This window comes from Desulfomonile tiedjei DSM 6799 (genome assembly GCF_000266945.1).
Lineage (GTDB): Bacteria > Desulfobacterota > Desulfomonilia > Desulfomonilales > Desulfomonilaceae > Desulfomonile > Desulfomonile tiedjei.
Window position 1 is genome coordinate 3,316,654 of sequence record NC_018025.1, and the last position, 24,329, is coordinate 3,340,982.

Annotated in this window: 21 protein-coding genes; 1 reads left to right on the top strand and 20 read right to left on the bottom strand. The window is 51.5% G+C overall.

Translation table 11 applies throughout. The annotated features are described in order from the left end of the window. Window positions 1-20 precede the first annotated feature (20 nt). The 20 genes from DESTI_RS13970 to pseB all read right to left on the bottom strand — a co-directional run bounded on the left by DESTI_RS13970 (window position 21) and on the right by pseB (window position 21,885). Window positions 21-779: a hypothetical protein gene (locus tag DESTI_RS13970; RefSeq protein WP_157212166.1), complete on the bottom strand. Its 759-nt coding sequence runs from the start codon at window positions 777-779 to the stop codon at window positions 21-23. Window positions 780-923: 144 nt separating this feature from the next. Further along, window positions 924-2,663: an ABC transporter ATP-binding protein gene (locus DESTI_RS13975; protein WP_014810619.1), complete on the bottom strand. Its 1,740-nt coding sequence runs from the start codon at window positions 2,661-2,663 to the stop codon at window positions 924-926. After that, window positions 2,663-4,618 carry an asparagine synthase (glutamine-hydrolyzing) gene (gene asnB / locus DESTI_RS13980; protein WP_014810620.1) on the bottom strand — a complete coding sequence of 652 codons (1,956 nt, stop codon included), beginning with the start codon at window positions 4,616-4,618 and terminating at the stop codon, window positions 2,663-2,665. Before asnB ends, DESTI_RS13975 begins: the two co-directional genes overlap by 1 nt. A gap of 77 nt (window positions 4,619-4,695) precedes the next feature. Further along, window positions 4,696-5,352, bottom strand: a complete 657-nt coding sequence (locus DESTI_RS13985; protein ID WP_014810621.1) for a sugar transferase — start codon at window positions 5,350-5,352, stop codon at window positions 4,696-4,698. A 14-nt stretch (window positions 5,353-5,366) separates the two neighbouring features. After that, on the bottom strand, window positions 5,367-6,017 hold the full coding sequence (locus tag DESTI_RS28910) for a class I SAM-dependent methyltransferase (RefSeq protein WP_014810622.1): 651 nt from the start codon (window positions 6,015-6,017) through the stop codon (window positions 5,367-5,369). Further along, a complete protein-coding gene (locus DESTI_RS13995; RefSeq protein WP_014810623.1) occupies window positions 6,001-6,903 on the bottom strand; it encodes a polysaccharide deacetylase family protein in 903 nt (300 codons plus the stop codon). Before DESTI_RS13995 ends, DESTI_RS28910 begins: the two co-directional genes overlap by 17 nt. Next, a complete protein-coding gene (locus DESTI_RS14000; RefSeq protein WP_014810624.1) occupies window positions 6,872-8,098 on the bottom strand; it encodes a glycosyltransferase family 4 protein in 1,227 nt (408 codons plus the stop codon). Before DESTI_RS14000 ends, DESTI_RS13995 begins: the two co-directional genes overlap by 32 nt. Window positions 8,099-8,102: 4 nt before the next feature. Next, window positions 8,103-8,909: a formyl transferase gene (locus tag DESTI_RS14005; RefSeq protein ID WP_014810625.1), complete on the bottom strand. Its 807-nt coding sequence runs from the start codon at window positions 8,907-8,909 to the stop codon at window positions 8,103-8,105. Between the two features lie 18 nt (window positions 8,910-8,927). Continuing rightward, a complete protein-coding gene (locus tag DESTI_RS14010) occupies window positions 8,928-9,974 on the bottom strand; it encodes a polysaccharide deacetylase family protein (protein ID WP_014810626.1) in 1,047 nt (348 codons plus the stop codon). Continuing rightward, on the bottom strand, window positions 9,956-10,792 hold the full coding sequence (locus tag DESTI_RS28915) for a hypothetical protein (protein ID WP_014810627.1): 837 nt from the start codon (window positions 10,790-10,792) through the stop codon (window positions 9,956-9,958). Before DESTI_RS28915 ends, DESTI_RS14010 begins: the two co-directional genes overlap by 19 nt. Continuing rightward, window positions 10,785-11,711: a glycosyltransferase family 2 protein gene (locus DESTI_RS14020; RefSeq protein ID WP_014810628.1), complete on the bottom strand. Its 927-nt coding sequence runs from the start codon at window positions 11,709-11,711 to the stop codon at window positions 10,785-10,787. The genes DESTI_RS28915 and DESTI_RS14020 overlap by 8 nt, the downstream gene beginning before the upstream one ends. Beyond that, window positions 11,702-12,976, bottom strand: coding sequence for a hypothetical protein (locus tag DESTI_RS14025; protein ID WP_014810629.1), 1,275 nt, complete (start codon window positions 12,974-12,976; stop codon window positions 11,702-11,704). The genes DESTI_RS14020 and DESTI_RS14025 overlap by 10 nt, the downstream gene beginning before the upstream one ends. A 479-nt stretch (window positions 12,977-13,455) precedes the next feature. After that, a complete protein-coding gene (locus DESTI_RS14030) occupies window positions 13,456-14,646 on the bottom strand; it encodes a glycosyltransferase (protein WP_014810630.1) in 1,191 nt (396 codons plus the stop codon). 11 nt (window positions 14,647-14,657) lie between these two features. Further along, window positions 14,658-15,812 carry a glycosyltransferase family 1 protein gene (locus DESTI_RS14035; RefSeq protein WP_014810631.1) on the bottom strand — a complete coding sequence of 385 codons (1,155 nt, stop codon included), beginning with the start codon at window positions 15,810-15,812 and terminating at the stop codon, window positions 14,658-14,660. After that, window positions 15,809-16,837: a UDP-2,4-diacetamido-2,4,6-trideoxy-beta-L-altropyranose hydrolase gene (pseG, locus tag DESTI_RS14040; RefSeq protein WP_041287154.1), complete on the bottom strand. Its 1,029-nt coding sequence runs from the start codon at window positions 16,835-16,837 to the stop codon at window positions 15,809-15,811. Before pseG ends, DESTI_RS14035 begins: the two co-directional genes overlap by 4 nt. A 134-nt stretch (window positions 16,838-16,971) precedes the next feature. Then, the gene (locus tag DESTI_RS14045) at window positions 16,972-17,820 is read right to left on the bottom strand and encodes a cytidylyltransferase domain-containing protein (RefSeq protein ID WP_014810633.1); all 849 of its coding nucleotides are present in this window, start codon (window positions 17,818-17,820) and stop codon (window positions 16,972-16,974) included. After that, window positions 17,801-18,547 carry an SDR family NAD(P)-dependent oxidoreductase gene (locus tag DESTI_RS14050; RefSeq protein ID WP_014810634.1) on the bottom strand — a complete coding sequence of 249 codons (747 nt, stop codon included), beginning with the start codon at window positions 18,545-18,547 and terminating at the stop codon, window positions 17,801-17,803. Before DESTI_RS14050 ends, DESTI_RS14045 begins: the two co-directional genes overlap by 20 nt. Then, the gene (locus tag DESTI_RS14055) at window positions 18,544-19,566 is read right to left on the bottom strand and encodes a Gfo/Idh/MocA family protein (protein WP_014810635.1); all 1,023 of its coding nucleotides are present in this window, start codon (window positions 19,564-19,566) and stop codon (window positions 18,544-18,546) included. The genes DESTI_RS14050 and DESTI_RS14055 overlap by 4 nt, the downstream gene beginning before the upstream one ends. Next, window positions 19,563-20,699, bottom strand: coding sequence for a UDP-4-amino-4,6-dideoxy-N-acetyl-beta-L-altrosamine transaminase (gene pseC, locus DESTI_RS14060; RefSeq protein WP_014810636.1), 1,137 nt, complete (start codon window positions 20,697-20,699; stop codon window positions 19,563-19,565). The genes DESTI_RS14055 and pseC overlap by 4 nt, the downstream gene beginning before the upstream one ends. 190 nt (window positions 20,700-20,889) lie before the next feature. After that, a complete protein-coding gene (gene pseB, locus DESTI_RS14065) occupies window positions 20,890-21,885 on the bottom strand; it encodes a UDP-N-acetylglucosamine 4,6-dehydratase (inverting) (RefSeq protein ID WP_014810637.1) in 996 nt (331 codons plus the stop codon). A gap of 733 nt (window positions 21,886-22,618) precedes the next feature. Here pseB and DESTI_RS14070 point away from each other — a divergent pair. Then, window positions 22,619-24,058 (top strand): IS1182 family transposase, encoded by a 1,440-nt coding sequence (locus DESTI_RS14070; protein ID WP_014808019.1) that lies wholly within the window; start codon window positions 22,619-22,621, stop codon window positions 24,056-24,058. Window positions 24,059-24,329: the final 271 nt, after the last annotated feature.

Consider the following 24,329-nt stretch of genomic DNA (forward strand, 5'->3'; position numbering starts at 1 on the left):
ACCATCATTTATCAGCGAGATTAGATATTGATACCGGAAATCTTTATGGATTTTGACAGGCGTTGCATTATTTTGTCCACAGAATTTCCTACGTACAGATTTATGGCAGGTGTCGGAGTATGGAGTGCGGCAAGAAAGGTATCATTCTTACAGTGGAGCAATGCCAGCCTGCCGGTACCGTGGCTGATTGACGTGCCCAGATTTGCAGCAAGCGCCCTTCGTTCGAGATACGCGGACCAGCCATGGTTGGCAATGAATTCAATTGCTTCTTCCCTTTTGGTCTTCTCCGCTCCTTGCTTCTGAGTCGGATCCGGCAGCATTTCCACAGATCCTCTGAACAGAAGTCTGTGGACCTCGAACGCATATTTCTTGCCGTGCAATGCCACCTTGAATTTGGCCCCCCTCATTTCTTCTCTTTTGATCGAGAATAGCTGCAGAGCCCATGAATTATTCTTCTCCGGGTCTGTGATGACAAAGGTGGCAACATTTATCGGTTTGCCTACCGGCTGCACGAGCGGACGCGGTTCGGTCTGATGAATCTCCGGACGCGGTAGTTCAGCAACTGCGGGTTTGTGAGATTTCCACTGCTTGAATTCTTCCTTGCTGAACATTCCTTTTCGGATGAGCATCTTCAGCAATTCCTCAAACTGATGGAGCGTCAGCCCGTATTTGTACAGGAACCCCTTGGTACGCAGACCACCCCGCAGATCCTCGAGAACCTGATGCAAATCTATTGCTTCGTCCTGTTTTTCGATGGTTGCAGTAGTCTCGTCATTCATGTTTTCGTCGTCCGGAGGTTCCATGTGACCGGAAGCCGTCGTTGTGCCAGTTCTCTCACAATTCAGAGTGGTTTTAGGCTGTCGTATGATAGCACAGATCGAATGCAACCGGAACAGCCAAAATGGAAGTCAAGCGTGGTTCCATTAGCCTGCAATCTTCGACAGATCGGGTGGTTGATAATGCTCTCGAGTGAAAGAGCGTTCCAATGTATGTACCTGATCGGCAAAATGCACGACAGCTTCCTGATGCGAAATTGCAAATATCGTCATTCTTTCTTTGAGTTGCTGAAGAGTGAGACAGATGTCTTTTTCAGTAACCGGATCCAATGCGGACGTTACTTCATCGAGAATGAGCAGCCTTGGATTTCTCACAATGGCTCGTGCAATGGCGATTCTCTGGCGCTGACCGCCGGAAAGCTTCATTCCTCGCTCACCTACCGGAGTTTTGGTCCCATCAGGCAATTCGCAAACAAAATCCCATGCGCCTGCAGACTTGAGAGCGGCTGTAACGCCGGACTCGGAAATCTCGGGATTTCCGAGAGTAACATTCATATGAATCGTATCATGAAAAAGAATCGATTCCTGGGGCACATATCCGATCAACGATCTCCAGGCTCGCATATCCACCTCGGAAAGAGACACTCCGTCTGTGAGAATTCTTCCGGAAGAAGGTGGCAACATTCCGGTAATCAGGTCTGCCACAGTGGTTTTTCCCGTTCCTGACGGCCCCATAAGAGCGACAAACGAGTATGCCGGAATACTCAGGGAAAGGTTCTGAATTACGGCTTTTTCCGCATAGGAAAAGCTCAGGTTTTCCAAACGGAGTTCCCGCTCCAGGGAGGGGGTCGTCTTACCAAGATTGGACTCGCTATATCGGTTTGCAGCGTCGATACCCGATCTCAGAGATTTCATGGCGCTTTCCACGCGTACGAGCTCCTGGATTTGTGCCTGAATCCCGTCTATTCTCCCGAGACCTCGCCAAAAAATGAGACCGAGGACCACCATTCCTTCGGCATCGGCATTCCAGTAGACGACCCCCACGTACACTGCCCCGGCCAGGAGCACCGCAATCAGCGGTTCATTGAGCGCAAAACGTCCTTCGGTGCTGAGGATTTCTTTCTCTCGGGCCTGTTTGAGTTGACCGATCTCAGATTCGAGCAAAGGCCTCAGGAGGTGTTCGCATGCCATTGCTTTCAAGGGCTTGAGACATTGCAGCCCCTCAACGAGCCTCGACGAAAGCGAACTGAGCAGACGCGTCTGTTTTCTCCCTGCATCCCGGGTCATGCCAAGGAAGAAACTGAACACAAAAGCTCCCAGTACGCCACATATGGCGACGGAGACACTCAACTGCCAGGAAATCATGAAGCAGATGATTACGTACACCAGAAGCTGAATGCTGTAACCTATAACGAACAACATACGACGATATCCGTATGCAGCCCTTTCCGCCTCAGTGATGATAGCATTCGTTACCGCTCCATCCCGAAGCGAGGAAAAATACTCCCAGCGTGCCTGCATTAATGCCCGAATAAGCGAGAGCCTCAAGTCCGCTTCCACATGTGCGACCGTATAGCCTACCTGTTTGAGCGCAATAAGAACGAGGATCGCTTTTGCAGTCATAGTGACGACCATTACGATCAACAGGCTCCCCAGAGTGGGCTGGAGGTTCACGTAAGAGAAAGCCTCCTGAACGTAGCGCCCTAAGTCTCCGGTCAACGACGGACCTTTTCCGACAGCGAGAGAGATCAACGGTAGAACGGATGCTATCCCCACACCTTCAGCCAGAGCCGCAAACGTGAGGCAAATCGTTGCGACTGCGCTTCGTCCCGGATACGCGATAAATAGGGATCTTAAGATGCCGGATCCACTCTGATTGTCATCCATCAAATTCCGCTCCGTCTGTTTCCTCTTTGCTCGTCGCCTCGGATTATACGATCATGCGGCCTATGCGGGAATCCCGCTGAAGACCAATGTGATAACCACAGTTCCAGAACGAGTAAAGCATATAGTAGAACTGTCCCATTAATCCCGGACCGATCCGGATCTGCCAGAAGTGAGTCTATGAATGTATCGTCCACATACGATCGCACTATGGCGCTGGGGGTTCCGATAGTATCAACAAGGAGGGGTCGCAATTCATGCTTCAGCCATCCGGATAGGGGCGGCTCGAAACCTCGCTTGCTTCCGCGAATGACCTCCTCCGGTAGCAATCCTGCGTACGCATTTCTCAGGATCGCTTTGGTACGGCCGAATCTGATTTTGTAGGCATCGGGAAGTGTGGCGGCGAACTCTGCCAATTCGTGGTCAAGAAGCGGTGAACGGGCCTCAAGAGAAGAGGCCATCGCAGCCATATCCATTTTCACGAGCAAGTCGCTTGCCAGTAAAACACGAACATCCATGGACATCACATCGTCAAGGGATGCGCAATTCTCACAGTTGACCTGGTTCAACAATTCTTCCGTCCATCGATTTTTGGATTTCAACCACACGCTGTCCTTTTGCTCTCCTGCGAGCATATCCAGTGTCCAGACCAGATATCGGGAACCACCGGTGCAGGCCCAGCCTCGAATCGTCCTGGCCGCAAAGCCGGCAAGAGATCGTCGATTTCCGGGGAACATCTGTGTTAATCGTCCAAACGTTCTCAGGAGAGATCCGGGCATCAGCGAAAACGCTGCCCCATAGCGAAGTGCCAGGTATCGGCGATATCCGGCAAAAAGCTCATCGCCTCCATCACCGTTAAGAACTACTTTGACATGCTCGGAAGCGAGTTTTGAGATCCTCAATGATGGAATCGCACTGGGGTCCGCAAAGGGCTGATCGTACACGCGCACAACATCCTGAACATCTCGAAGAGGATCTACATCGAGATCGAGCAGCGTATTCTGCACGCCAAGATACTCCGAAGTCCGACGCGCCACAGACGATTCATCGAGAGAGCTGCCGGGCATGCGAACCGTAAACGTTCGCAAAGATGCTCCAAGAGCACGGGCCGCTTCATAAGCCACGATTGACGAATCCATTCCACCGGACAGAAATACTCCAAGGGGCACATCGCTCCGAAGGCGCAATTTCACGGCTTCGCTCATGAGATTCCGGCAGCGGTCCAAAAGGTAGTGATACGGTTCACGGGTCTTGGGCGAGTATGAAAGTGTCCAGTATTTCCGTCTCAGGCTTTCTCGCCCGTCAAATGTCATCCAGGAGCCCGGCTCAAGGGCATACACGTTGTCAAAAATCGTGGACGGCTGAGGAATGCACCCGAGAGACAAATAATCGAAAATGCCTTGGTCCCGTACAGACCAGGTCGATCCAACCTGATGAGCGAGCACCCTTAAGGCCTTCAATTCTGATGCGAACAACAACCGATCTTTTGTGATGCTGTAGTATAAAGGTTTCTTTCCGAAGCGATCCCGGGCAACAAAGAGTTGTCGGTTTAGGGAATCCCACAGCGCAAAGGCGAACATGCCCCGCAGCTTTCTGCACATCTCCGTACCCTGTTGCTCATAAAGGTGGACCAGGACTTCCGTATCGGTTCGAGTTCGGAAGATGTGGCCGCCAGCCAGCAGAGATTCCGTTAGTTCGAGGTAGTTATAGATCTCTCCATTGAACACCACAACGATAGAGCCGTCTTCATTGAAGACCGGTTGCTTCCCGCTCTCCAGGTCGATGATCGACAAACGGCGGTTCCCCAAAAACACGTTTTCCCCGACAAACGAGCCGCTCTCGTCCGGGCCGCGATGCCGTATCGTATCGAGAGACGCTTCGATACACCGGGGATCGAGTCCTCCGGGAACCCACCCGCCTACAATTCCGCACATGTTCTTTTTGTCCGAAAGTAACATCCGGAAACCTTTTCTGTAAAAAGGTTCCCAGATCTTATCTTTTTTAATGCAGATCCGTTTTAGGCAAACCGGCCGGATCAACCGCGAATTTCGCGATTTTCGCCATGATACTCTGATAGTTGATGCGAGTCGCAGCATGTACCCATGAATTCCTCCATGGTTGCATGCCCTTCCTGCGTAAGCCCTTTTCCCGAGATTACCATCAGCAAAGTCCTTGCAAGAATCCGGAAATCGAGCCAAAGGGACCAGTGGTCCACGTACCAGACATCCAGCCGGAACTTCTCCTCCCATGAGAGTGCATTGCGGCCGTTTACCTGAGCCCATCCGGTGATGCCCGGTTTGACTTCATGCCGTCTCATCTGTTCGGGAGTGTATCTATCGAGATACTGCATGAGCAGCGGTCTCGGCCCCACAATGCTCAAATCGCCTTTCAGCACGTTCCACAGTTGAGGCAGTTCGTCGAGGCTGAATCGCCTGATTGTACTGCCTATCCCGGTAAGACGCTGGGAATCGGGAAGAAGACGCCCTCCCCGGTCTCGCGCGTCGGTCATGGTTCTGAACTTCAGGAGGGTAAAGGGTTTGGCGCGCAGCCCCGGTCTCTTCTGCCTGAAAAGCACGGGAGATCCCAAGCTGAATCTCACAACCAGCCCAGTCACAAGTATGATCGGAGAAGCGACGACAAGCCCGGCAGCCGATAAGAAGATATCGAGAAGTCGTTTTACGGCCGAACGCATTGAAAGAAGCCCGGTCAATTCTTGTGAGCGGAAACGAATAACCCGCCGCTCATCGGGATTATATCCGCAGTATGGAAATATGGGCGAACCATTCGCTGAATCTGATGGGAGGTGTAATAGTAAATGGGGCATCTTCGGATCCAATTGTAACGGATCTTTCGATGAAACCCTCGAAATGCGCTGTACGTCGGAAAAGTGCAGATGAATACTCGAGAAGTCAGACGTGCTGCAATGTTGATAACCGACTCCGCATCCGCAATGTAATCGAATAATCCTATGGCAAGAACTATGTCGAACGGTTCGTGAAAAGCTAATGTTCGCACATCCCCTTGCCTGAACGAACAAACATTCTCTACTCCCATATTTTTCGCCATGACCCGGGAAAACTCTATCATCGAAGGAGCGAAATCAACTCCGACGACTCGAGCGGCGCCACGCTTGGCAAATTCGATACTGTACCGCCCGGTTCCGCAACCCATTTCCAGAACGGTCGATCCGGGAATATGTCCGCATTTCTCGAAGGTGAGCTCGTACCTCTGGAATAGTCCCTTTCGCATAATCCGGTTGAATGCATAGCGGAGACGATTTTCGTGGGAATACAATGCATCCCATTGGTCAGGAACGGAGTCAAAATAGACTTTCGCTCCCTCAGACGGAGAGTTCATGCGCCAGCACCTCTTTGAAAGAAGCGAACTTGAATTCCGTGAGCAATGCCGTGAATTTCCGGGGAACTCGCCGAAGCAGCAGGTTGTATTTGCATTCAGTCTTGAAAACCTTCATCCCTGAGCCACCATTGTCGGGGACGCGAAGCGCTGAAGGGCTAAATTCGTACGGATGGCAATAGAATACGAAAGGAAAGCCTTTGTTGTTTATGGTTCTCAGCAGTCTTCGCATAAGCGGGTACGGCATGAGTCTGAAGTAGCTCCCACCCGTGAGAATTCTATGGGTGAGGAACGAGACCGTCGAAGGTGGGATTTCTATGATGGATTTGCCTGCACTGAGCTTCGGGATTGTTCTCTCGGAGGCTGGCGGATATGCGTTTCCAGTCGGAAGGATACTGCTGTCGTACCGAATGCCTTCGGCCGCAAGCGATTCAATCGCCCAGGACATTGACTGACTGAGGCTGAATTCCGGTGCTCTGAAGCCTATAACTTTTTCGCGGGTAATGGATTCCAGCAAACTAACCGATTTCCGGATTTCCTCGCGAAATTGCGGAGGTGCCATACGGTCGAGCACAGTATGGCTGTACCCGTGAGTCGCTATTTCGTGACCGAGGCCGTGAATGCTCTTTACCAGCTCGGGAAACGCTTCTGCAATGTTTCCCAGTACGAAGAATGTCGCTTTGATGCCCTTGGCCTCGAAGATCTCCAGCAGACGATTCGTCGCTTCTATAACATTTTCGGAGCACTGAATGGTCCGGCCGGTCAGCCTCCTGTAAACGAGTTGCTCCCAGCATTCCAGGTCTACTGACATGACATTCAGGACCGGCCCCACACGCGGGTGATTCAGAGCCTCACGGTTAAGGTTCGTTTGCGGTTGATGCCGGTTCATAGCCGGGCCGAAGCTCCTCTGTCAGAATACCGGACTGTTTTAAGAGATGAACGTATTCTTCAAATACAGCATTCCAGACGAATTGGGGTCGGAAATCTTTCAAGACCCGTTCCCTCGCACTGTGTCCGTGTCGGACACACAAAGCAGGATCTCGCAGATAGGTGATTACTGCTTCAGCCATTTCGTTGATATTTCCGGGTTCTACAAGAATGCCGGTCGATCCGTTCACCACCGCGTCTACACACCCGGTGACTTTCGTCGCGACCACCGGAATCTCCATGGCTGCGGCTTCAAGGGGCACATTCGGGAATCCTTCAGATTCCGTGGGGAATATTACGACATCGATCATGTCATAGTACAAAGGAAGATCTTCATTCTTGACGAAACCCGGCATCCGGACCCGTGGATCGTTTCTGAAGAGTTTCATTGTCTCGAAATCGACAGGAGCCTGTTTTTCCTCAGAACCGACGAGCAGGAGGACAGCTTCATTACACTGCTCTCTTATCGAAAGCCATGCGCTTGCCAGGTCGGCAATACCTTTTCCCGAGACAAGGCGTCCGATAAATCCGACCACTCGCACTTCGTCTGAAATGTGGAGTTTGTCTCTGATCTCACGTGCACGCGTGCGGTCCATCAGTGCGGGATTGAAGCGGTGTTCGGCATCGACTCCGTTGCTGCTCCCGTTTGCAAGCACTTTTATTTTCCCCGGGCGGCAGAGTTTTTCGGCAATCATCACTTCTGAAACGGATGGGCTGACCGAAATGACCTGCCCGGCACATCGGCATGCAAGCCATTCCAACAACTTCAGAATGTTCCGCATGAGCCCGGTCCTGCGATCGATCATGACTCCACGGAGCGTGTAAATTCGGATGGGTACCCGTACCAGCCATGCGGCGATCATCGCAAGAGGTCCTGCTTTGCTGGTCGAAGAATGCACAATGTGAGGCTTCAAGCGCATAAAGAGACGCATTAGTAGAGCAAGGGATACGAGATCCTTCAGCGGAGACGGCTCACGCTGAAATGGAATGGGAAATACGTCTATCTCGTCTCTTTGGGCAACATCCTCCAGCTCAGCTCCCGGAGAAGCAGCAGCCATCACGGTGAATCCGCGCGATTTGACGTAATCGATCTGGCCTCTCATAAAGAGTTTTAGAGTGATGGGAACCGTGCACACATGAAGAAGTCGAGGTCTCATGAGGTCAATTCGTCGGTATCTCTGTGCGATTCTTCAAATTTCTGCGAAAAGCCAGATACGCGGTGAATGTTGGAGAGGAGTAGAATCTGCTGTCAAGATCGGGTCTCTCAATGGGGTCCGGGACAGACGAGCCGATCCGTGAGAGCAAATCGACTGCCATGTGGATTCCAACTGCATGCTGCTTCAAGGCAAGAGTCCGGGGAGTATCCGAAGATTCCGGTTCAATGGTCGACTGAGCGAGAATGGCCCCTGTATCCAGTCCCCTGTCAATGAGATGCACGGTTGTACCCACATTTTCCCAGTCATTATTTGCCACTGCCCAGAATGCGCCGTGATTGCCGCGATACCGAGGCGTGATTCCGCAATGAATATTCATCACGGGAATCCGGCCGAATGCCTCAAGGAGAGGCGAACCAATAACCGACACCCCGGACACCACTACTGCGTCCGATCTGGTTTGGCTTATAAAATCAAGCACTTCCGGAGAATTGACTGCGTTCGTTTTCAGTACTCGAGATTCCGGGAGCAAGTCATCGGGAAGTTTAATCTCCTGAGCGAGAATTTCCTCCGATCGGGCAATCGTACCCGGCCTGAACACAACAAAATCCAATACCTTAAAGAGAAGCTGATTCAGAATCGTCGAGAAGCCGAGCTTCTTCAGACGCTTGAGGAAGATTCCGGCAAGCACAGGGCCTCGACGCTCCAGGACAACTCCAGACACGGGAAATCTCTGTGCAATAGCATTGATCAATGCATATTGTGGGGCTCCACAACAAGCAAGGATCATGACCCGCGGACTCTCGGGATTCATGCAAGTCATCCAATTCAGCTAGCGTGCATCTGAGGGCACCCCGGAAAGAATTCGCGCGGCGATCTCTTCCATGGTCATGGAGTGCATATTGCCTGCTTCAACCATCTTGCTCACTTCAAACAGGATCTCTTCCAAAGCGTCCATCAGTTGGGACGACGAAGCAAGGTTTACAGGATGGAACCAGAGATGGAACAACGCCTTTTCTCGAATGGCCGATGCCAATCCTTTCTTGGCCTGCCGTATGCGATCCGATATGCTCACCAGCCGCCAAAGTCCTTTATACGGAGTGAAGAACATGGAAGCAGGAACATCCACTATTACAGATCGTTCGTTACCGCAGAGGAGACATTCAAGCTCCGGGTACACGGGCGGGCTCACAGCAAGCAGCTTGTCCGCGAAATGGAACAATTTGGAAGCATATTTCGGTGCTTCCGTCATGTTGTACCAGCTTTTTTCGGGTCCCCGAAAACACGTAAAACCCAGTTGGCACAGGATGTCCAGATGACCTATGGAATTTCTCGGAAACACCACAGAGTGCAGACGGACTCCTTTTTCTTCCGCGAGTCTTCGGCACTCCGTAAGTTGAGATCGCGCCACATCTCCGGAACACTCCGGATCTCCGAGAATAGCATGGCTGAATGTATGAGATGCTATTTCGTGCGCTTGGGAAGACCCCAAAATGGCATCCACAATGTCCGGAGCATAGAAAAAGGGATCTTTGTCAACGTCAGAAAACGGATCGTGGCTCAACCAACCTTGAGGGTACCAGGAATATTGCGGCTGAAGCACGCGATTATGGCTGGTCGGCCCGTTCTTCGCGCATCGTTGGAGAAAGAGGTGGCCGACAATGGCCCAAGTTGCCTTAATGCGGTATCTCTCAAACAGAATAAGCAAATCCCGGATTATCTCACGTTCCAGGGCATACTCTTTGTCATATTTCCGCAGTCCGTCGCGATCGAAGGAACCCCAGGCCAACTCGGTATCGATCGAAATAGTGAAAGCCGCCTCTCCGAGAGGGATCTTCTTCTTTTCTTCGGTCCAGGGTGTCAGGGGTTGGCCGGCCAATGGAGTCCCGCTTCTGCAAGCATTTGATCGAGATACTGCCTTCCCTTGATCAGCCTCGCCCACCGAACGAGCTTCTGATCGATTTCCTCAGGCAAAAGGCTTCGGATAAAGGGTTTCACGCCGTTAGGCTGGGTGTTCGCTAATTCCTTCGCAGAGAAACAATCTCGCACCGACAAGTCCGGTTCTATTCCTGCTTCACGGCATACCTGCAGGCCTTCGGGCATCCATTTTCCTTGGACGAGACCGTTGCAGTATTCCATGGCAGGTTCGTAAAGCCCGAGGTACCTTTCCGGCATCATGTCGCTCACCAGACTGGCTATCTCTTCAAATTGCCAGGCGGTCATTCCCGGCCAGGCCAACGATCTGAGAAGCTCAGTGCTCCAGATTCCCGCTTGAGTAGACACTCTGAAATCATCTCCTTTTCTGATTTCGCCTACTCCGGGAATATCCGGAATCCTCTTGCTGGGTGGAGGCAGGGGAAAGAGTCTGAAACATCCGAGGTCGAGTTTTTCCGCCAATTCCACCATCTTGACAACAAGATCCGTATTCGTCTCCTTGGTCAGGAAAAAATCTTCCAAAAGGAGAATGATCCTGGACCTGTCCACAGCATCCAGCATCAGGTGGAGATTCTCTGTCCAACTCCGGTCTTCCCCGACAGGAATGCAGGTGACCCCTTCGAATCTGAAATCAACGAAATTCGATCCCAGGTACACAGGGTAAGGGCAATCAGGCCATCTCTTGTGAAAGAGCCGGAAATACGGTTCCCATACATCGGAATACTTGTCGCACGAAACCACGAGAACAGCTAGATCAGTCATTGCTATTGTGAAAACTCCACTGGCTTAATGTGAGATAATGAAGAAGCTTGAGACGACTTCTTATTTTACCTAATTGGCTTCTTACAGCTATATGAATACGATTTTGCAGCCATCCCACCGGTGTTCTCAAGAAAAGGTTTTTTCTTTCCAGAGCATTGAGAAATGGAACTGCTTTTTCCCGTGCAAAGGCCATGATTCCATCCATAGTGTCGTAAGCCCTGTGCAACGCGCACTGTGAAAGCCGATCCATGAACATTGCTTCCATGTCTCCCTGAGATATGCCGGATGTAATGTATTCGTAATTTAATTTTGCGGAAATGAGCGGTCGTTCTTTTATTCTTGTATGGCTGACCATATGTTTGTGGACGCGATATTTGATGTACGGTCGTGAAATTCTCCCAACAGGTCCCCCGTAGTGTTTCAACCGCAGGAAAAAATCGATGTCCTCCAGGATACGGGCTTCGCTCCTGTGGACCGGGATTGTTCTTGCTACGTCGGCCCGGTAGAGGAAGCACTGCCATGTGAACTCCTGGTATCCGATTCGTCTGCTTTTTTCATCGATGATAAGACCGTCGGTGCTGACGGCTGCAAATTCTTCGTGTTCCTGCATATAGTTCCACATGACTTCAAATGCGTCCGGCATGTAAACATTGTCATCCGAGGACCAACTCCAGTATTTGCCGGATGCTTCACGAAAACCCCGATTCATGGCCTCGGCCTGCCCCCGGTTTTCCGTTTTTATAACCACGAGCCGAGGATCGTCGTACTGCTGCATGATATACTCGGACTTATCCGTGCTTCCGTCAATAACCACAATCAGCTCTAATTCTCGAAAAGTCTGATTCAAGCATGAATCGACGGATTCCCGAAGAAATCGCTCCCCATTAAAGGTTGGCAGCACAATCGAAATTATCGCCACGAATAGTCTCCTCGAAGACTATATTCCTGCCGCGCAATTCGGGCACGCCGCTGCCATTCGCGATAGCGCAGAAAAGTCCCGGTGATAAACGGAAGCAGCGCGAGCACAAGCAATCCGGGGACAACCTGTACGCGTTGTCGCACCAATAAGCCTTCATTTGGCAAGTATGTGAATATGACGGAAAACATCAAGATCGCCAGTATACTTACGCGGACAATGGGCATGCTCAGCAGCCATCTTCTTTGTTCTCTTCGTGCCCGCAACCATCCGACAATAATGAGACATGTCAGGCTCCAGGTTTCCACCGAGCTCACAAATACTCTGGTGGATTTGATATCCCATGGAAACGGTCTGAAGAACACGGCAGTGAAACCGGATATGAAAAACGTTGCACCTTCAGGCCCATAATCTATGTAGGACCCCTGAGTCGGATCTGCAACACCGGTTGCACGTTGTGATAGGCTCTTGACCATCATATCCGGAGAATCCACTTTTGTGCCTGTCACGCGTTCCAGTCCCTTGAGCGTTAGAGGGATGGAGACAATCAGCAGAATTACCACCAGCCCCCTCTTCCCACGCTGGATGAGTTCCACTGCTGCGCAGGCCAGCAACCAGACTGCGCACACGTGAGGTCTCAGGATGCCTCCAATTGCTACACCGGCTATGGCAGAAAATCCTATTGTTGAGGCTTTGCCCTGGTTCATTGCGGGCATGATGGAGAGAATCTGGCAAACGCTCCAGTACATGAGTCCTTCTTTCATGTTACTGGTTGTCCAAAACACCGCGGATGGGAAGAAAATTACGAGATAACCCCATAATTCGACGTTCTTCACGGGTACAAAGCCGCGCATAAAGGTTCTGGCCAGAGTGAGTCCCCCCATGAACCCCAAGAAAGCGTTAATAGATACTGCGCTCAGTTCGGTGACTCCACCGAAATAGTTAAGATAGGCAAGGTACGCCACATAGGCGTCATTGGATAGTGGGAACGAATCTCCGAAGGGCCATTCACCTCTTGCCAGATTTGCGGACATGGTCAACGCGCGCGTCCAATGCACTCCTCCATCTGCACGAGAAATACCGAGAAGGTAATAGACGTAAGTCTCGCTCAGCCAGGAATACGCCAACCAAAGCAACCCCAGAATCATCACGTTGTGCCGGAACGAGTCGGTAAATGTCCCTTTTCGCAGGTAATGACCTGTCGCTACGGGAACAAGAATCATGAGGAGAATGAGGACCAAAAGATCCGAAATATTCCACTCGGACATCGTTCGTATTACCCGTTACGGCCTATTCTTCTCGTGCATTCACGTACTGAGAAGGATGAGATCAAAAGTAATCGCGGTTTGTGCAGAGCGATTCATCGAGATTGGCAGCCACCGGCCTCGGTGACGCTGGACTAGATTTAGATATATCAACCGATTGTGCCCGGCAGAGACGCCGGGCGCTACTGATACTTTTCTTGTAGGTATCGGATTACTTCAAAACTTTCGAGAAACACTAAGTAGGTAACCGTTCAGTCACGTGGAGCAGAGAAGATCTTCTCACATGATTGTGAAACCACTGACTTTTTAAATCCCCCCTACCCCCTTTATTAAGGGGGGAATTGCACGTGCCTTCTTTACCCCCCTTTTATAAAGGGGGGTAGGGGGGATTTTTCCCACGAATAGCTGAAAGGATACATAAGTCGTCATGTTTCTCTGATGCGTAATTCATCAGCCCCGCAACCTGTTCGTGCAGAAACGCCTTACTCCGAGACGAATCGATTTGCTCTTTCTTCAGCAGAAGCAGTTTGAAATGCGAGCAATTCCGCGTACAACGCGAGGAGACGTCCGGCAGCCGCATGTAAAGAAAACTGCTGCTGTATCCGCTCACGCCCTGCCCTTGCCAACTCTTCAGCCGATCCGGGATTCCTGAGAAGCTTCAGAACCGAATCGGCCATGCCGTCGGTATCGTGTACGTCGTGCAACAATGCCGTAGTTCCTTCTTCAACAGCTTCCGAAAGTCCCGGAATTCTGGATCCTACAACAGGCAGCCCTGCAGCTTGAGCTTCCAGAGCGACCACCGGCAGGCCTTCATGGAGAGAAGGAAGGAGAAACATATCACTTTTCGTCATGAGATCGAGAACATCATCCCGCAATCCCAGGAATCGAACAAACTCGTCCAGTCCAGCGGATTCGACCATTTCCCGTATTACTGTCTTCAGAGGGCCTTCTCCTATCAAGATAAGGCGGGCATCCGGGAAATTGTTCACTAGTCTCCGAAATACCTCAAGCAAACCTCTGTGGTTCTTCTGTTCGATAAATCTCCCCACATGGAGAATGAGTTTGCTGTGCGGGCCGAATCCAAGGGATTCACGGAACGATCTCTTCCCGGCTTCACAAGAGACAGGAGGTACGCGGACTCCCAAATAAAGGACTCTCGATTTTCGCGACAGATCGGTTCGCCCGGAGATCATTGCATTCAGGACCCCCTGAGAGACTCCTGATAATATGTCAGTATGTTCCAGCGCATACCGAATGCTCAAGCGAGCGTACAGGTTCCTGAGCTGACTGAGAATTGGCAAGCGCAGCCACCACATGGATGCCTGCGTGAAATCGGTATTATGAAACGTAGTGATAACCGGGACACCTTCGTTCCGGGCTATCCATACAGGGAACCCGCTGTATACCCCCAGATGATTGTGGATAAGATCGTAGTTTTCCTGCTTCAGCACCCTACGTAGGCCGGTGTAAAAGCCCAGATGATCCGGACGTAGAGGAATGTGAAATACACATGCGCCAAGTCCTTCAGCCTGTTCCGCCCAAGGACCGGTATCAGGCCCCATGCAGCACACATCCATTCGGCAGGATTCCGGCGAGACTTCTCCAAGCATGCTGATGAGCCAGCTTTCCAAACCTCCCCTGTAAAAGGAATAGATCAAATGCAACACACGCATGAATGTGCTTCTTAGCCGAGGTTCCGATCGGTTCCAAGGTAAATGAGTTCGAGTTCCCCTAAGGAATGTCGTATGTTGAACTGGCTTTCCTCTGCTGTTCGAAGAGCCTCGTCTGCTGTAACAGGACGATCTGCATGAAGCAAAGAAATAACATTCTCAGCCCATCGATCCGCAGTCAACGACAAAGGCAGCCGGGTGATCAACTCGAGTACAATGTCCGCTTCGTGAGGAATGTTCTCGGAGATGAGACAGGGCAATCCTGATGCTTGTGCTTCGATAACAGCCAATCCCATCCCTTCGTAAAGCGACGGAAACAGGAAAAGATCGACTGCGGACAGGATGCGGGGAACGTCCGGACGAGATCCGAGGAACCTGACATGACCCTGCAAACCGAGCGCTGAGACCTTTTCTTGAATCTCGCCTTGCAACGGGCCGTTTCCGATGAACACCAGACGCAGGTTTGAATCCCTGTTCAGCGCGTGCGAAAAGACCTCGAGGACAAAGGGACAATTTTTCGGCTGGGTGAATCTACCCACATGGGCAACAATCTTGTCCGTGGGGTTCAGCCCCATTTCAGCCCTGATGGTATGGCGTTCGTGGGTTTCATGAAACGGAGAAAAATCGATGCCGCAGAAAAGGATGCGACGCTTCGGATGAGTTTCCCATTTCGGTCCGAACAGATCTTCAGCCGCAAGTCTCCCGGCAGCTAATCCGAGCGTTGCGTATCTTTCCAGCGCCTTGTCCATAAACGCCAAATAGGCACGTCTGGAGATTCCCCACTCGTTTGCCACACTTCTCAGATCGCTATGGCTATGGGCAATGCGGACAGGGATACGTGCTCTCTTTGCCAGCCACAAATTCACGCCGGAAAACCGATGACAGTGGCCGTGCAGCACGTCGTACGGTCCGTATTCTTTGAGGATACGCGAAAAGGTCCGGCAGTAGGTGACTATATTTCGATATTCAGGGCAGGGAATGACCCGAGCCCCTAATGAACGTGCTTCTTCGTCGTACGCACACGGTTCGTCCGTATGGACCAGAAAATCCAGATGGAATGTGTCACGCTCGATATGGCGCAAAACGGTCATGAGCCAGGTTGCAATCCCTCCTCTTTCCATCGAATCCAGCACGTGCAGGATCCGTCGGGGACGCCGGTACGAGTTCATGTCTTTTCCGACCGCTCCATGGCTTCGATCACACGTCTGGCTCCGTAGCCGTCCACTAACGAGCCAGAAACCCGAGCGAACTCTCTGAGTCTGTCGGTGTTGCGGAGAAAATCGCCCAATCGTGCGGAAAGCTCTGGATCCTGAGCTTTTCCCAGAACGTAAAGAGCCCCGTCATCAGCCAAAGCCTTTGTGCCGGGTTCCTGGTTGTCAGCCAGAATTACCACCGCGGCGGGAATTCTCATGAATGCCAGTTCCCACAATGTGCTTCCTCCGGCAGTTATGGCGACGTCCGCCCAGGCCATGAGATCGGACACGTTGAAAGGATTTCGTACAGTTTTAAATGCTCCCGGATCGTTTCTGGACATTAGGGAAAGTTCTTCAAAATGCGAGAATGCAGGTCCGGCAAGTACCTTTACCTGCGTATCAGGCAAATCGAGACTTTTCAATGCTCTTAGCACGCAGCACGTGGCGTTGTCGGGATCTGCAGCCCCCATGGTGACAAGAATATTGCGGACCCTGGAGGGAAATTCGCGTTCCCGACCATGCCATTGTTTGAATTCAGGTCTCAGCAGCGTATAGCGAGTCCCAAGGAGCAATCTCGTATTGGTTTCGCATTTGTACACGAGAGATTCAGCGCCGAAATTCTGATTCAGGATGATATCTGCAATGTAACCCGTCTGGTGCGCGGTATCGTCGATGACGAGCAGACGAAATCCAATATCTTTCAGAGCCCGTTGAAAAGATATGTCAAAATGATATCCATCCAGAATCACCCACGTATCAGCCGGTGCGAGATCCCGCGCTAGTCTTTGCATGAGAGCGAGATCCGAGGCATCCGGATACGAAGCTGACGGACTGATGAGTTCGATCCCTGCATCCTGAATTCGAGCTTTCAACGCATCACTGTCACAATGGCTGACGAAGACCGCTTTTCCACCTGTCGTCTGCCATTCCAAAGCCAAGGCGAGACATCTCATGATGTGCCCGGCCCCGATGCGGGTCCCGCCATCAGCCCTGACAATCATGGAATCAGCCCGAATTGAGAGATTTTTTGGAACGAGTTGCGGGGAGGGACTTTTTGCAAAAAGTCCCTCCCCGCGCCCCTCCCCAAAAACTCTCAATATATCTGTCGATACTTGCGACATTTACGGTCTCATATTCAGAGAGTCTTCTGCTCAACGTGTCGGTTGATTTCCAGCAACTCCGGCTTCTGTTTCAGCAACTGCACTGCATCCCTGTACGAGAACCGCGGATTTCCGAGATGATTGAATACGCTCCGGGCGAATTCCAGGTCTTCGGGAGTATCGACAGTCCAGCGCATGTATGCGAGGTCTTCTTCGGATATCATGCGTTTTACGGAAAACAGATCAGGATGAGAGTAGATGAATGGCGTCACGTGCTCTCGCCATGCAGGGTTTTTGTCCTCTCGCCATGCCCGTTCCAATGACGAAAAGGAAAAGACCTCCGCAGAAAGCCCAAGCGGAAATCCTCCTTCTTCTGACGTCACATAGTCCGGCTGTGGCTGAGAATCGAGAAAACAATGTACTGCTTCGTCAACGAATCTTCCGTCTACAAAGGGATTATCCCCGGTTAGCCTGACAACGACGTCTGCACGGAAGAAGACAGCAGCTTCATAATAACGATCGAGCACATCGTTTTCCGATCCTCTGTAATAAGGAATACGAAGGACCTCTGCCAATCGCGCCAGTTCATCGTCAGTTTCGAGCAGAGTTGTTGCCAAGACCAGAGTATCGAGCGTCTTCGAGTCAGACAGTCTGTCGAGAATGATGGAAACCATAGGTTTGCCGCAAATCGCAGCCAGAACCTTTGCCGGGAGACGCGTCGATCCTGTACGCGCCTGGAGAATACCGACGATTCTGGGATTGCGCTTCATGCCATGCAAACGAGTGGAAAGCTGATAAGATCTGGGAAACCCTTCTTGTAAGAAGTGTTTCCCAGCCCCTTCTGCTTTGAAAGCAAATTGGTAATCAAAGATATTGGCCGGCATCGACCTTGATTATCTGTCCGGTGACGTGCCGTGCTGCATCGCTGCAGAGGAAGCTCACTACCGGTGCAATGTCTTCAGGGGTTCCGAGCCGTTTGATGCTGCACTCTTTGAGGACCAGATCGCGAATCAGCTCGGGCGTGTTCGTCTGTGAAGGAGTCTCTATGTAACCAGGGGCAACGAGGTTCACATTTACGTTAAATTGGCCCAATTCCGCTGCCGCAGTTTTCACCAGGCCCGTGAGACCGGCCTTTGCCGCATTGTAACTTGCAGTGCCAATGCGCCCGCGGAGACCGTTAATGGAGCCGATGCAGACAATTTTGCCGCGCTTCTGTTTTACGAAAACGGTGCATGCAGCCCGTATGTAGTTGAAAGCGCCTTTCAGGCACACGTTGACCGGTTCGTCCCAATCCTGTTCAGTCATGCGCCATATACCCGCAGCTCGGGCGATACCCGCATTGCATATAAGAATGTCCAGGCCGCCTAGCTTTTCGGCAATTTCTTCCACTATTTCGTGGGCTCTTGAGAAATCCGCGGCATTCGCCTGGAACGCTTCGGTTCTCCTGCCGATTTTCTGGAGTTCATTCTTGGTAGCTTCGGCTGAAGCAGCATCCTCCAGGAAGGTGAATGCAACATCAGCCCCTGCACAGGCCAAATGCAGAGCGATTTCCCTGCCGAGCCCGCGAGATCCTCCGGTCACCAGCGCTATTCGTCCCTTGAGCTCTGTCATTGCAGTTTTTCCATAATACCTTTTTCCGCTGCTGATTTGGCCGCCAGTGCTGTTTTCAACACCAGAGCGGCCTGTTCGAGTCCCACAAGGGGATTCCTTCCTTGCAAAATACAGGCGAGAAAGTCACGCACCTCTTCCACATACATGTCATTCGGATCGCAGGACACCTCGATAGTCTGCCACTGCTCCGAGTCGGAACGGAACAATCGCACCTGTGCGGCTCCGTAGTCCCATATGATGGTTCCTTTTTCTCCGACGAGCCTGCAGGAACGCGCATAGTCCCGTTGCAGGAAATCCATGTGAATATCAGCTTGAGCACCGCTCGAGAAGCGCAAGAGAATTGTCGCGCAATCTTCCACATCCACCTGGAGATCTCCTACTGTCCCGGCCATACATGCCACTGCAACAGGTTTCTTCAGGAGATCTATGATGTAGTCTATTTCGTGAGACGCATCGAGAATGATCCCGCCTCCGAGTTCCTTCCTGGCAGTGTAGCTCAGACGATAGTCCTGCCAGGGTCGCCAGTCAGGCAGATACTGCGCTACATGTGCCGAAGCGTACAATACTCTGCCAATGTGCCCTTCCGAAAGGAGTCGAGCAGTCTCACGGAACCCTGGATGAAAACGCAAATTGTACCCGACCTGCACAATGTGGTGAGAATTTTTTGCTTCCAAAATGAGATCGTCAACATGCTTGAAATCGTGGGAAAGGGGTTTTTCCACAAACACGTGAGCACCCGCCTGGAGCGCTTCCCTTGTCTGTTGAACGTGGTATACGGGAGGCGAACATACGAATACGACATCAGGACGAACTTTTTCCAGGGCGTCTGAATAGTCGGAGAAATCTATTACGCCCAATTCCTCTTTCACGGGAACAAGTCGTTCAGGATCGGGATCTACTGCAAACAGTCGTTCCGCACCGAGTCCGTGCAGATTTCGCATATGTCTGCGGCCGATGGAGCCCGATCCTGCTACCAGGATCTTTGCATGCCGAATTGCAGGGCTGTGGTCTTCGTTCATCTCTTTAACACCTTGGAGAGCGCTACAATGACTTCCTGCACGTCCTGGTCCGTCATGCGTGGAAACATCGGGAGAGAGAGAATTTCGTCGTATGCTTTCTCCGCTACGGGACACAATCCCGGTCCGGTGCCGAATCTTTTTCGATAAAAGGGATGCAGGTGAACGGGAATATAATGCACGTTCACTCCTATGCCCTGTTCCCGCAGTTGCCGAAAAACGTAATCCCTGCCAAACCCTAGCTTCTCCGCTTTGATCCTGACCACGTACAGGTGATATGAATGCACGCCATCAGGAGACGTGCCGAGTGGTTCCACGCCCACAATTCCTGCCAAAGCTGCAGTGTACATGTCCGCAATCTGTCTTCTCCGTGCGATCCAGCTATCAAGTTTCTTCAATTGGCTCAATCCCAGAGCACATTGAAAGTCGGTCAGGCGGTAATTGTACCCGAGATCGGTCATTTCGTAGTACCACGAGCCGGCATCCATACGCTGTTTGTGATCGGTCGTTATTCCGTGATTTCGGAATGCATTCATGCGCGCGTACATGACGGGATCGTTCGTGCACACCGCACCGCCTTCACCAGTGGTCACATGCTTGACCGGATGAAAGCTGAAAGCAGTGGCATCAGCGAGGTAGCCGACGGAAACGCCCTTGTATTTCGCACCGAGAGCATGGCAGGCATCCGCAACCAGAAAGAGGCTGCCGTTGAGAGCGACTTGCCTGAGTGCGTCATAATCCGCTGGTTGACCTGCATAGTCTACCGCAACGATCGCTTTGGTCCGCGGATTTATCTTGGCTACCACTTCTGAAGCATCCAGGAGAAGGTCTTCTTGCTTCACGTCCGCAAAAACTGGGATTCCTCCCTGGTACACCACCACATTGGCAGTTGCAGCGAACGTCATGGCTGGAACTATGACTTCATCTCCGAGACCGATCCCGAGACCGTACATGATCGCGTGCAAAGCGGCGGTTCCACTGCTGACGACTACTGCATGCCGTGTTCCTGTCTTCGCTGCAATCGCGCGCTCGAATTCCTTGACAACAGGGCCGGTGGTAAGCCAGTCCGAACGAAGCACGTCCACGACTGCTTGAATATCTTCTTCATCGATCCACTGCCGCCCGTAGGGAATCATTTGTAGCCAATGTTAAAATTTTTGTTCGATTCCGAAAAGAGCTTCTCGAAAATCGGTGGGTGCCGTGCCTCCGTGCCGGCACATTTTTCATAATAAATCGATCAGTTCGGTCCGGCAGAGACGCCGGACCCTACCGTTTCTTTCTAAAAGAAGAGTGTTCAAAAAGGTCAGAAATTATGTGAACTGTACCTTAGTCCTGGGAACCGTCGTTTTGGAGCAATTCTCTCATTTGCTCTACAGAGAGCCAATCCGTATTGCTGTCACTCGAATATCTGAATCCTTCAGGACACGGCGAGCCGCCGTTTTTCGATGCGTACGTCTCAGCGATCTGCGGTCTGAAAGCAGGCAGAATCACAAATTTGTCTTTAAATGCCAGAGTATTACGGGCATCATCTTCCGGAATGAGCACTTCATGAATTTTCTCGCCCGGCCTGATCCCGATGATTTTCACTTCACAATCCGGACCGATCGCCTGTACAAGATTCATGATGCTCATACTGGGGATTTTCGGAACGAATATCTCTCCGCCCTCCATGAAATCCAGGCAATCGAGAACAAAATGCACTCCCTGGTCCAAACTGAGCCAAAAGCGTGTCATATTCGGATCTGTGACCGGGAGCGTTCCTGTGGCGCTGAGTTTCACGAACAGTGGGACTACGCTTCCCCTGCTGCCGATAACATTTCCGTATCTGACTACGCTGAATCTGGTTTTGTGGACTCCGGAATAGCTGTTGCCTGCCACAAAGAGCTTGTCCGAGCACAGCTTGGTTGCACCATAAAGATTCACGGGTGCGGCTGCTTTATCGGTGCTCAACGCCAAAACCTTTTCGACGCCACGATCTATTGACGCCTCAATAAGATTCGCTGCGCCGATGACATTGGTTCTGACTGCCTCGATGGGATTGTATTCACATGCAGGAACATGTTTGAGAGCTGCTGCATGAATGACAATATCGACGCCGTCCAGTGCCCTTCTGAGCCGGTCACTGTCCCTGACGTCGCCGAGGAAGTAGCGCAGCCTTTCGTCATCAAAGCCGCTCGTACGCATTTCATGCTGTTTGTATTCATCGCGGCTGAAGATTATGATTTTCTTCGGAGCATAATCTTTCAGTGCGATTCGGGTGAACTTTTTACCGAAAGAACCGGTTCCTCCGGTAACGAGGACGACTTTGTCATTGAGTGCCATATCGCATCTTCTTTTTGAGAGACTTCTTCTCAAGCCGAGCACGCTTCGCGCCCGTTGTTCTTATGTAAGCTGTTTACAATATTAACTTTTTATTCTGAAAGCAGGAGAATCGATCTTCTCCCTGCTGGAGTCATAACGTTTGGTGGCATCGTGCAGGAATGTGTGTTACTGTCAAATCCTTTATGATTGGGCATGGCAAAGAAGCAGATAGAACTCTCTCGATTCCTATTTTCTCTTTACTCAAGCAGTAACAAACGCTATTCACAGTGAGAAAATGTCCGATTGGCACGGGATTGTCAAGATTTTTGGCTCGTACGGCTCACAGTTTCCTCGGATTCCTTTGTTGAACTTAAGGATTTGCTCCCACCGTATTTTTCTCTCGCATAAAATAGCAGAAAATCACCGGTCTAGGGTGAAATTTGTGATAAAGAACCATTCAGTTACGCATGAGAGAAGTTTCTTCAGCCCCGAAGGGGCTACCCAACAGTAGCCGTGGGTGCAAACCCACGGAAGCGATACGGCAAATCCTTTATCTTCAGGACCCTGAAAGGGTCCACCAAGGACATTTGGGAATCATTGCCTGTTGGTCGACCCTTTCAGGGTCGTTGAACCATGCTTATGGACATCGCGCTGTCCACGGGTTGACGAAACTGTCTCAAAACTCCATTTTGGGCTCGCGATTTGCCAAGAGATGTACTAGAAAGGAGAGGAATTCAACAACCACGAGGCTGTCATGGGCAAACAGATCCGGGCCGATTACGAACAGATCTTGATGTTTCCGCCGTCAGTGGAAGACTGGGTGGCTAAGGATCACCCGGCGCGCTTTATCCGAGATTTCGTGGATTCCTTGGATCTGTCCGAGTTGGGAATCGAGGTTCCCGACAGCGATACAGGACGTCCTCCGTATGCGCCAGATCTTCTGTTGAAGGTGTGGCTTTTCGGATACTTCAATCGGATCAGGAGTACCCGTAAGCTTGAGAAGGGTTGCCTTGAGAATATGGGGCTGATTTGGCTGACGGGGATGAATGCTCCGGATCATAATTCCTTATGGCGATTCTTCAAGGCGAACAAGAAATCATTGAGGCATCTGTTCAGACAGTCGATTCGTGTTGCTCTGAAGGCCGATCTGATCGGTCTAGCTCTTCATGCCGTGGACGGGACCAAGATCCAAGCCGTCTCATCCAACGACAAGGCTCGGGGTCGTGAGCACCTGGAGAGGTTTCTGGAAAGTGTTTCGGAGAGATTGGACCGCACGATTGCCGATGCGATGACTGAGATAGAGAGAGCCGAGCGGGAAGAGACCGGTGAGTATCGCCTTCCGCAGTCCATGCAAGACGGATTGAAACGGAAACAGCGGATACAAGAGGCTCTGAAGGAGTTGGATGAATCGGACAAGAAGTCAGTTCACCCTTCGGAACCGGAAGCTCGCTTTATGAAGAATCGCCGGACCAAAGACTTGTCGTACAACGCTCAGGCGGTTGCCGACCAAAAGAGCGGCCTTATCGTGGCCGCAGATGTGGTCACGGATGGGGCCGACAACGGGCAATTGGTCCCCATGCTCGACAAGGTGAAAGAGAATCTGGGCGCTGTGGCAGAGGAAAATGTGGCGGACGGGGGATATTTTTCCTCAGGGCAGATAGGTCTGGCCCATGAGCGAGAATACGGCATTCTTATCGGGAAATCGTCAGGGGAAATTGTTTCCGAGAGAGGTGCGGATGAGGATCTCTATCACCGATCCCGGTTCGTCTTTGATCAGGAGCGTGATTGCTTCATATGCCCTGAAGGGCGCTTGTTGCCTTTTCATCAGCGGAAAATTAACGGCAAGAACCACAATGAGGTTCGCAGGTATCACTGCAAGGATTTTCTAACGTGTCCCAATCGCTGGAAATGCTCCAAGAGCAAGAACGGACGCCTCATAGACCTCAGCGTTTACGAGGCGGCCCTAGAACGACACCGCAGCAAGAGGGAAAAACCAGAGAACAAAGAGCGCCTGAAGACTCGAAAGAAGATTATCGAGCCACCGTTTGCCTGGATCAAGAGCGCATTAAGCTTTCGGCGATGGACCGTGGCCGGAATCGACAACGTAAAGGCCCAGTGGGACCTTATTTGCACGACCATAAATCTCAGGAAGCTCTACCACCATTGGGTATCCGGCGAGGTGGCATTCACGTAAGCAGCCGGAGGGAGACCATGACCTTATAACGGACAGTACACTCGGATCGAACCTCGCCTGATCTTCACTTGACGGGACTGCTTTTTTCCCAGAAGCAGGTCCTCCCGTCCGGCTTGCGTGATTCGCCGCAGTGCGCAGGTTTTGAGACGCTTTCTGACACCCGTGGCTACTATTGGGCCGCCCTTCCAGGGCGCAGAATCCCTAGTGCCCGCTGGTAACTGAACGATTACGTGATGAAGAATTCTTCCGGTGCGCCCGGGTTACTATGGAA